The organism is Halomonas sp. 707D4, assembly GCF_024158685.1.
Taxonomy (GTDB): Bacteria; Pseudomonadota; Gammaproteobacteria; order Pseudomonadales; family Halomonadaceae; genus Vreelandella.
Map to the genome: position 1 here is coordinate 1 of NZ_JAMZBD010000108.1, position 8,115 is coordinate 8,115.

Here is an 8,115-nt window from a genome sequence, read left to right on the forward strand (position 1 = left end):
GGCTTCGAGGGCGTGCTTGACGTGATCCTCTTCGCCCACGCTGACCCCGCCGGTGGTGATCACCACGTCGGCAAGCGCGGCGGCGCGCGCCAGGCACGCCCGGGTCTTGTCGGCGTCGTCCGGCACGCTCTCCAGATGTACCACCTCGGCGCCGAAGCTTTCCAGCAGTTGCCGGAGCATCGGCCGGTTGCTGTTGTAGAGCTGGCCCGGCGCCAAGGGCGTACCCGGCTCGACGACCTCGTCACCGGTCGAGAGCAGCGCCACGCGTGGGCGCCGGCGCACCAGGACCTCGTCGATGCCCTGCCCCGCCAGGTGGCCGAGCGCGGCGGCCGCGAGCCGCGTGCCCGCCTCGAGCAGCACGCTGCCCCTGGCCACGTCCCGCGCGCGCCGCCGCGCTTGCCGACGTGGTGATCACCACCGGCGGGGTCAGCGTGGGCGAAGAGGATCACGTCAAGCACGCCCTCGAAGCCCTGGGCGAGCTGGATCTTTGGCGGCTGGCGATTCGCCCGGGCAAGCCCCTGGCGCGGGGGCGACTGCCGCGCGGCGACGGTCGCACGGCGCGCTTCGTGGGGCTGCCCGGCAATCCGGTCTCGAGCTTCGTGGGGGCGTGGCTCTTTCTGCGCCCGCTGATGGGGGCGCTGCTCGGCTGTCCGGCGCTCGAGACGTTGCCCCGGGTGACGGCGGTCGCGGCTTTTTCCACCACTACCGGGCCGCGTCGTCACTACATGCGCGTGAAGCTCGCCTTCACCCAGGCCGGGGTCGAGGCCCACGCCTTCGCCGACCAGGACTCCTCGGTGCTCTCCTCCTGCGTGCACGCCGATGCCCTGGCGATCGTCGACCCGCACCGGCGCGTGGCGCCGGGCGATCCGCTGACGTGCCTGTGGCTCACGGCGTGAGCCGCTCTGCCGCCAGCAGCCAGCAGGCAACACCTTGTCGCTCGAAGGCGATGCCGACCAGCGCCGGATGCACGCTGGCGCGCACGAGCGTCGGCAAGGGATAGAGGGCGGGGGCGGGCCAGTCGATGAGCTCGGCACTGCCCGTCACCCCCAGCTCCCACGCGCCTGCGCCATCGACGAGGGTGAGCCAGCGGCTTGCCGGGGCGCTTTCTTCGAGGTGCAAGAGGCGTGCAAGGTGCGCGGTGCGCGTGTGACTCGGGGTACTGGAAAGTCGGCGTACCCGGTTCGCCTCCAGGGCGAAGCGGTGCTGGCCCGCCTCGAAGACCACCAGCGAGACGTGAGCCATCGTCAGCCCTGGCCCGCCTGGAAGGCAGTGAGCAGGGCGTCGGCATCGAGCAGCGCGATCGCCTCGCGCGCGTCGCGGTGGAGCAGCGCGGTGACGAAGGGCGCGAGCGTGTCGTTCAGCGCCTCCGGCGGCTTGAGAGCGCTCTCGCTGACCTCGCAGACATCCTCGAGCGCTTCGATGCGCACGCCGGTGCGAATGCCGGCGGCGTCGACCAGCAGCAGCATGCCGGCTCCCGCCGGAGGGGCCGGAAGGTCGAGCAGGCGCTCGAGGGTGATCACCGACTCGATGGCGCCACGCAGATGGATCACCCCTTCGATGTCGTCGGGGAGCCCGGGAACGAAGTAGACGCTCTGCTGGCCGTCGAGAATTTCGCGCACTGCGCTGCCCGGCAGTGCAAAGCGCTGGCCGCCCAGGCGAAACAGCACCAGTTGGCGGGCGGGTTCGTCGACATCGACGCGCGTGTGCGCCTCGCCCTGGCGAGCCAGCGCCTCGTCGAGGCCGAGCGCGGAGGGGTCACTCATCGTCGAAGCCGTCATCAGATTCGTCCGGATTGATCGCGACGCGATTGCGGCCGCGGTTCTTGGCGCGGTAGAGCGCGCGGTCGGCGCTGACCCGCAGCGCTTCGGTGGAGGGGTGGTGGGGGAAGGCGCTGATGCCGGCGCTGAAGGTGCAGTTGAAGCGTGCGCTGCCCGCATTGAAGTCCACCTGCTCGAAATCCTGGCGCAGCTCCTCGATCAGCGCGGCGGCGGTATCGGCGCTGACGCCCTTGAGCAGCACCACGAACTCCTCGCCGCCGTAGCGGCCGATGATGTCGGAGACGCGCAGGCGGGTCTTCAACATGCGCGCCAGGGTGATGATGACCTGGTCGCCGGCCAGGTGCCCGTGGGTATCGTTGACGTCCTTGAAGTGGTCGATGTCGATCATCGCCATGGCGTGTCGAGTGTCGTCGCGATACGCCTGCACCAGCGCCCGCGAGATCAAATCCGTGGTGGTGCTGTGGTTGTAGAGCCCGGTCATGCTGTCCTGAGTCATCAGCGAGCGCAGGTGACGAAGGCGCTCGGCGCGCAGCCGCACCGCCGACACCAGCTCCTCCGGCGCCACCGGCTTGGTGATGAAGCCTTCGACGCCGGCGTTCATGGCGGTCAGCTGCTTCTGGCGGTCGGTCTCGGAGGAGAGGTAGAGAATCGGCAGCCCCACGTACTCGGTCTGCTGGCGCACGATGGTGGCCAGCTCCTCGCCGGAGCAGACCGGCATGTACATGTCCACCAGCATCAGGTCGGGGCTGAAGTAGTCGAGCGCCTCGAAGGCCTCGGCGGGATGATGGGCGCGCTTGACGGTCATGCCGGCCTGTTCGAGCACCAGCGCGTGGTAGTCTGCCGCCGCCGGGTCGTCGTCCACCACCAGCACGCGCAGCGGCTCGTCGTCCAGGGGCGTGGTCAGCTCGTCCAGGGCGAGCATCAGGTCAAGCGGCTTGACGGGCTTGGTGAAATAGCCGCTGCAGCCCGCCCTGACGGCGCTCAGGCGCGAACTGAAATCACCGTGGGCGGAGAGCACGATGGCGGGCAGGCGCTCGCCGGTGAGCCGGTTGAGACTGGTCAGGGTTTCGGTGCCGGCGGTGTTTCCCTGGGGAAACTGGACGTCCATGATGATGGCATCGGGACGCCGCGACAGCACGGCGTTGAAGAACGCCTGGGTATCGGCGAAATGGACCACCTCGTGGCCGAAACAGCGCAGGTGATGCAGCAGCTGGGTCACCTGGTCCGGCTCGTCGTCGCACAGGTAGATCAGCCGCTGGCGATTGTTGCGCTGACCAGCGCCGAACTCGACGGCGTTGAAGGAGGCGGGAAGCGTCGCCTGGCTCTTGTGTTGTTCGAGGTAGGCCTGCTCCTGGACCAGTGCCTCGAGCAGCCGCTCGATGGTGCGATCGATGTGGGCGGGTACCGGCAGCGCCGTCAGGGCCTCCTCGCCCTGGTGCGCCAGGGCGGAGAGCCGCTCGAACCCCAGCGACCGGCCGGTGCCCTTCAAGCTGTGAAAGAAGCGATGAAGCTCCGGGGCGAGCTGCGCGCGTGCTTCGGTCGAGCCGGCACTTTGCTGCCACTGGTCGACCGTGGAGGCGATGCGCGTGGAGAGTTGCGCGATGAAGCGCAGCCTCAGCTCGTTGAGTTTCTCTTGCAGCGTCGAGGGAGTCGACATCGGCTTACCTGTTGAAGTGGGCGGGCATGGCGTCATTCCTTCAGGGCCCGGTCGACGGTCCGGGCGAGGGTATGCGCCAAGTCCGCCTCCTTCTGCAGGCAGGCGGTCAGACCTGGCGTCGCAGCGAGCGTGGCGGTCGGCGCGTCGCCGGTCAGCAGGATGAACGGCAGCGTCACGCCCTGCTCTCTGAGCGTGGCGCAGAGCTCGATGCCGTCGATCAACGGCATGTACAGATCGCTCACGATCAGGGCGATGTCCGGGTGGGCCTCGAGCTTGGTGATCGCCTCCATCGCATCGTGAGCCATGACGGGCGTGTAGTGGTGCGCCGCCAGGATCGCGGCGGTCATTTCGGCCGACAGGGCGTCGTCGTCAACGACTAGAATCCGCATGCTGTTCCTCTTCATGAAACGCGTCCACTAGCCAAGCAGGGCCTTCAGGGTGTCCACGAGATTGTTCTGATCAAAGCTTCCCTTGACGATGTAGGCATCCGCCCCGGCTTCGATGCCGCGCTGGCGGTCGGCTTCCTTCTCGCGCGAGGTGATGATGATGATCGGTATGTCACGGTAGCGCTCATTTTCGCGTAGCCGCATGGTGAGTGCAAAACCGTCCATGACCGGCATTTCCACATCCGTCAGGACCGCGTCGAAGGGCTCGGCCAGCGCCTTGTTCAGGCCATCGCGACCGTTCTCGGCCAGCACCACGCGATAGCCCCAGGCCTCGAGCACGTCCTTCTCGATTTCACGGGTGTTGAGCGAGTCGTCGACGATCAAAATTCGATGAGGCGCCTGGGCAATAAGTTCCGAAGAGGCAGGGCGGCGAGGCGCACGTTTAATGTGAGTTAATAATGCCGGGACGTGCAGGAGGCTGGCAAGCGCGTTCTGGCCCACGTTGACCATGCCCGACACCAGCGGCAGGTGGCGAAGGTGCGAAGGCAGCGGCTTGATCACCATGTCGCGCTCGTCAACCAGCGCGTCGACCCGCAGCGCGAGCTTCTGCTGGCCCTGCTGGACGACCAGCAGCAGCACGCGCTCGCCCGGCGGCGCCTGTTCGAGCCCCAGCAGAGCGGCCAGGGACGCCACGGGCACGAACTCGTCGCGCAGCACCAGCGTCGGCTGGCCGGCGGTGTCGATGAAGGTCGCAGGCGACGTCTCGAGAAGCTCCATGACATAGGGCGCGGTCACCCCCAGGATCTGGCCGTTGACCCGTACCAGCAGCACCCGCATCATGGCGAGCGACAGCGGCAGGCGCAGGGTGAACACGCACCCCTTTCCCGGCTGGCTCGCCACGCGCAGATCGCCGCTGAGCTCGTCCACCACGGTGCGCCTGACCACGTCCATGCCGACCCCGCGGCCCGAGACGTCGGTGATCATCGGCTTGGTCGAGAAGCCGGGCAGAAAGATCAGCTCCAGAGTCTCCTGCTCGCTGAGCGTGTCAAGCTGCTCTTCGCCGATCAACCGCCGGGCGAGTGCCTTGCGACGCACCGCCTCGAGGTCGATGCCCGCGCCGTCGTCGCCAAGCTCGATGACCACCCAGCCGCCGTCCTGCCACGCCTCGAGGCGAATTTGTCCCTGGGGCGGCTTGCCCAGTGCGCGCCGCGCCTTGGGCGTCTCGAGGCCGTGATCGAGGGCGTTGCGCAAAAGGTGCACCAGTGGCTCGGAGAGCTGGTCGATCATCTGCCGGTCCAGCTCGATCTCGCTGCCCTGCAGGCGGCAGACGGCCTCCTTGCCGAGCGCCCGGGCCAGGTCACGGCTCATCTGGGCGAGCGGGTCGAAGACGATGCCCAGCGGCAGCATGCGCATCGCCAGCGCCCGGTCGTGGAGATCGCCCATCAGGGTGTCCTGGCCGAGCACGCTCTCCTTGAATTCGCGCGCGAAGGCGCGGACGTTGCGCTGTTGCGCCTCGGGCAGCGTCGCGCCGAGCGCCTGCGCCCGATCCACCAGGTCGTGCAGGTGATGGTGCTTGGAGAGCACCTCGCCCATCAGGCGGATCACGTCGTCCAGACGCTCCAGGCGTACTCGAACGGTATCGCTCAGGCGAAGGCGCCGGGAGAGCGCATCGCTCGACGCCGCCGCCAGCGCCGGACTCGGGGCGGCGGGCACTACCTCGGGTGGCGCCTGCGTGGCCGGCACCGTCCCCTCCATGGCGTGGCAAAGCGCCGAGTCCGCCGGGGTCAGGGTGTCCGGCGCCTGGCCCCGGGCCAGCTCGTCGACCTGGAGGTCGAGCGTGTCGGCGGCGCGGGTGAGAAGCGCGATGGCGGCCGCGTCGATCGGCCGGGTGCCGTCGCGCAGGGCGCTCAGAAGCTCTTCTGCGCTGTGGGTCAGCGTCGTGATCGCCTCCAGACGCAGCATGCGCGACGACCCCTTGAGGGTATGCAGCGAGCGAAACAGCGCGTTGACCTGCTCGGCGTGATCGCCGTCGCGCGCCAGCGCCTCGATGCCCTCGCGCAGGCGCGGTAGATGATCCCGGGCCTCTTCCACGAAGCGTGCGATAAAGCGTGACAGATCAAAGGCCATCATCTGCCTCCCGAGTTCGTGCGCCGGTGACGAGATGGCGCTTGGCGAGAAACCGCGCGTCGCCCGGCGGGATGGGCGAGGCGATGATCGTTAGCCCGCCGGTGGCGCGCGGGCTCGCCTCGAGCAGGCGCAGGACCGCTTCGTAGCCGCGTGTGGGCTGGCCAGGGGCACCGGTGAGCTCGCCGGCACGCGCCAGCTCGGCCTGGTAGAAGTGCGCCGGCCAGCACTCCGGGGCGACGTAGAGGGCGCGCTTGAAGTGCTCCTGGGCCTGTTCGGCGCGCTGTTGCCAGCGCGCCACCAGTCCTGCCAGAAGGCGCGCGTCGACGCTCCAGGGCTGTTCGTCGAGAAGCGTCGCCAGCAGCGCTTCGGCCTCGTCGAAGCGGTTGTCGTTGAGGTACGCCTGCGCATCCTGTACGCGCTGGGCGAAGCTCTCCGGCGCGGCGGCGGGCATCGCCGGTGGAGGCGGCGTGGCGGCGCGCTCTGCCTTCGGTAGCGGCGCCGGTGGCGAGGGAGGAGCCGGGGCGGGCGCCGGGCGCGGCGCAATGCTCTGGCGCGTCGGGCGTCGAAAGTGGAACACGCCCTCGCGCTGGGTGAGCTCCAGCACGCCAAGATCGTTGCCCAGGGTTTCCGAGACGCCGCACACCAGGATGCCCTCCGGCGCCAGGCGCTCGAGCAGGCGCTTCTGGATGGCGATGCGCTTCTGCTCGTCGAAGTAGATCGAGACGTTGCGAAACAGGATCAGATCGAAAGGGCCGCCGTCTTCGCCATCGCCGGAGGGCTCGAGCACGTTGAGCGCTCGAAAGTGCACCCAGTCGCGCAGCGCGTCGTCGATGGCGAACTGGCGGCCGCGCGGCGTGAAGTAGCGCGCCTTGAGCGCCCCTGGCAGGGCGCGAAACGCCATGCCGGCGTAGATCCCGCGGCGGGCCTTGGCGAGGACCCGGTGGTCGACGTCGCCGCCCGTGATGCGAAACAGCGTCGGCGCGCGCGCGCCGAAGCGCTCCAAAAGCGCCATGCCCAGGCTGTAGGGCTCTTCGCCGGAGGAGCAGCCGGCGCTCAGGATACGCAGCGGCCCGGCCCCGCGTGCCAGGCGCTCGGGCAGGTAGCGCTCGGCAAGCCAGACGAGCGCCTCGGGCTCGCGATAGAAGTAGGTCTCGTTGATCGTCAGCTGGCTGATGAAATCGTCGAGCAGGGCGGCGTCGCGCCCCAGCAGCCTGGCGAGCGCCGCCGGGTCACGCGATCCGGTGGCGTCGAGCAGGGCGTCGACCGCCCTGACCAGGCGCGGCTCGGCCAGGCCCTCCAGGTCCAGGCCGTAGCGCTCGTAGACCAGCTGCTTGAACGGTGCGTAGGATTTCATGACGACGACCGGGACAGCGACCGGGCGCACAGGGTATGCAGCAGCAGCCCGGGCAGCTCGTCGAGCGCGACCACGCGCTGCACCACCCCGGCGTTCACTGCTTCCTGGTTCATGCCGTAGATCACCGAACTCGCCTCGTCCTGGGCCAGGGTCGCGCCGCCGGCCTGGCGGATCGCGCGCATGCCCTGCACGCCGTCGCGCCCCATGCCGGTCATGATCACGCCGATCGCGTCGCTGCCGTAGACCTCGGCCACGCTGCACAGCAGCGTATCGCAGCTCGGGTGGTACAGCGCCCCGGCGGGGCTCGGGGTCAGCTTGAAGCGGTGGTCGAAGGTGACTTCCAGATTGCTCTCCGAGGGCGACAGGTAGACCGCGCCGGGCTTCAGGAACTCGCCCGCCCGGGCCACGCTCACCGGCAGGTGGCAAATCGAGGAAAGCCATTGTGCCATGCCGTCGATGAAGCCGTGGCTGATGTGCTGGGCGATCACCACCGGCGGCAGGAAATCCGCCGGCAGGCGGCTGAGAAGGCGCGCCAGCGCCTGGGGGCCGCCGGTGGAGCAGGCGATGGCCACGATGCGCCGAAACGCGCGCGGCGGGGGCTGGTAGGCGCTCGGCGGCGGCGAGCAGGACGTGTCGCTGCGTCGCCGCAAGCGAGTGATGACCGCCACCCCTGCCAGCAGGCGGACCCGCTCGAGCAGCCGCGTGGCGTCGGTGTCGGCGAGGGTGGGCTTGCCGATCACCTCGAGCGCTCCCAGCTCCAGGGCGCGATAGGCCGTCGGCGCCTCGAAGCGCTCGCTGACCACCAGGATCGGC

The 8,115-nt window shown here is 69.2% G+C and carries 7 protein-coding genes and 2 pseudogenes; 1 reads left to right on the plus strand and 8 read right to left on the minus strand.

All coding sequences use genetic code 11. From position 1 onward, the window contains the following. Positions 1-393 (minus strand): annotated as a pseudogene (locus BIS11_RS06640) (molybdopterin-binding protein); the annotation flags it as partial. Here BIS11_RS06640 and BIS11_RS06645 point away from each other — a divergent pair. Next, positions 387-896 (plus strand): annotated as a pseudogene (locus BIS11_RS06645) (molybdopterin-binding protein); the annotation flags it as partial. The pseudogenes BIS11_RS06640 and BIS11_RS06645 overlap by 7 nt on opposite strands. Here the strand turns inward: BIS11_RS06645 and BIS11_RS06650 are convergent. The 7 genes from BIS11_RS06650 to BIS11_RS06680 all read right to left on the minus strand — a co-directional run. Then, positions 886-1,242: a hypothetical protein gene (locus tag BIS11_RS06650; protein WP_253418422.1), complete on the minus strand. Its 357-nt coding sequence runs from the start codon at positions 1,240-1,242 to the stop codon at positions 886-888. The pseudogene BIS11_RS06645 and the gene BIS11_RS06650 overlap by 11 nt on opposite strands. Positions 1,243-1,244: 2 nt before the next feature. After that, positions 1,245-1,763: a chemotaxis protein CheW gene (locus BIS11_RS06655; RefSeq protein ID WP_253418423.1), complete on the minus strand. Its 519-nt coding sequence runs from the start codon at positions 1,761-1,763 to the stop codon at positions 1,245-1,247. Further along, complete coding sequence (locus BIS11_RS06660) at positions 1,756-3,435, minus strand: diguanylate cyclase (protein WP_253418426.1); 1,680 nt, start codon at positions 3,433-3,435, stop codon at positions 1,756-1,758. Before BIS11_RS06660 ends, BIS11_RS06655 begins: the two co-directional genes overlap by 8 nt. 32 nt (positions 3,436-3,467) lie before the next feature. Then, positions 3,468-3,824 carry a response regulator gene (locus BIS11_RS06665; protein ID WP_253418430.1) on the minus strand — a complete coding sequence of 119 codons (357 nt, stop codon included), beginning with the start codon at positions 3,822-3,824 and terminating at the stop codon, positions 3,468-3,470. 27 nt (positions 3,825-3,851) lie between these two features. Beyond that, positions 3,852-5,951, minus strand: coding sequence for a response regulator (locus tag BIS11_RS06670; RefSeq protein ID WP_367399038.1), 2,100 nt, complete (start codon positions 5,949-5,951; stop codon positions 3,852-3,854). Further along, entirely contained in the window at positions 5,938-7,302 is a 1,365-nt protein-coding gene (locus BIS11_RS06675) for a CheR family methyltransferase (RefSeq protein WP_253418433.1), read from the minus strand. The genes BIS11_RS06670 and BIS11_RS06675 overlap by 14 nt, the downstream gene beginning before the upstream one ends. Then, positions 7,299-8,115: chemotaxis protein CheB (locus BIS11_RS06680; RefSeq protein ID WP_253585848.1), on the minus strand; the 817-nt coding region annotated here is incomplete at its 5' end. The genes BIS11_RS06675 and BIS11_RS06680, both read right to left, overlap by 4 nt.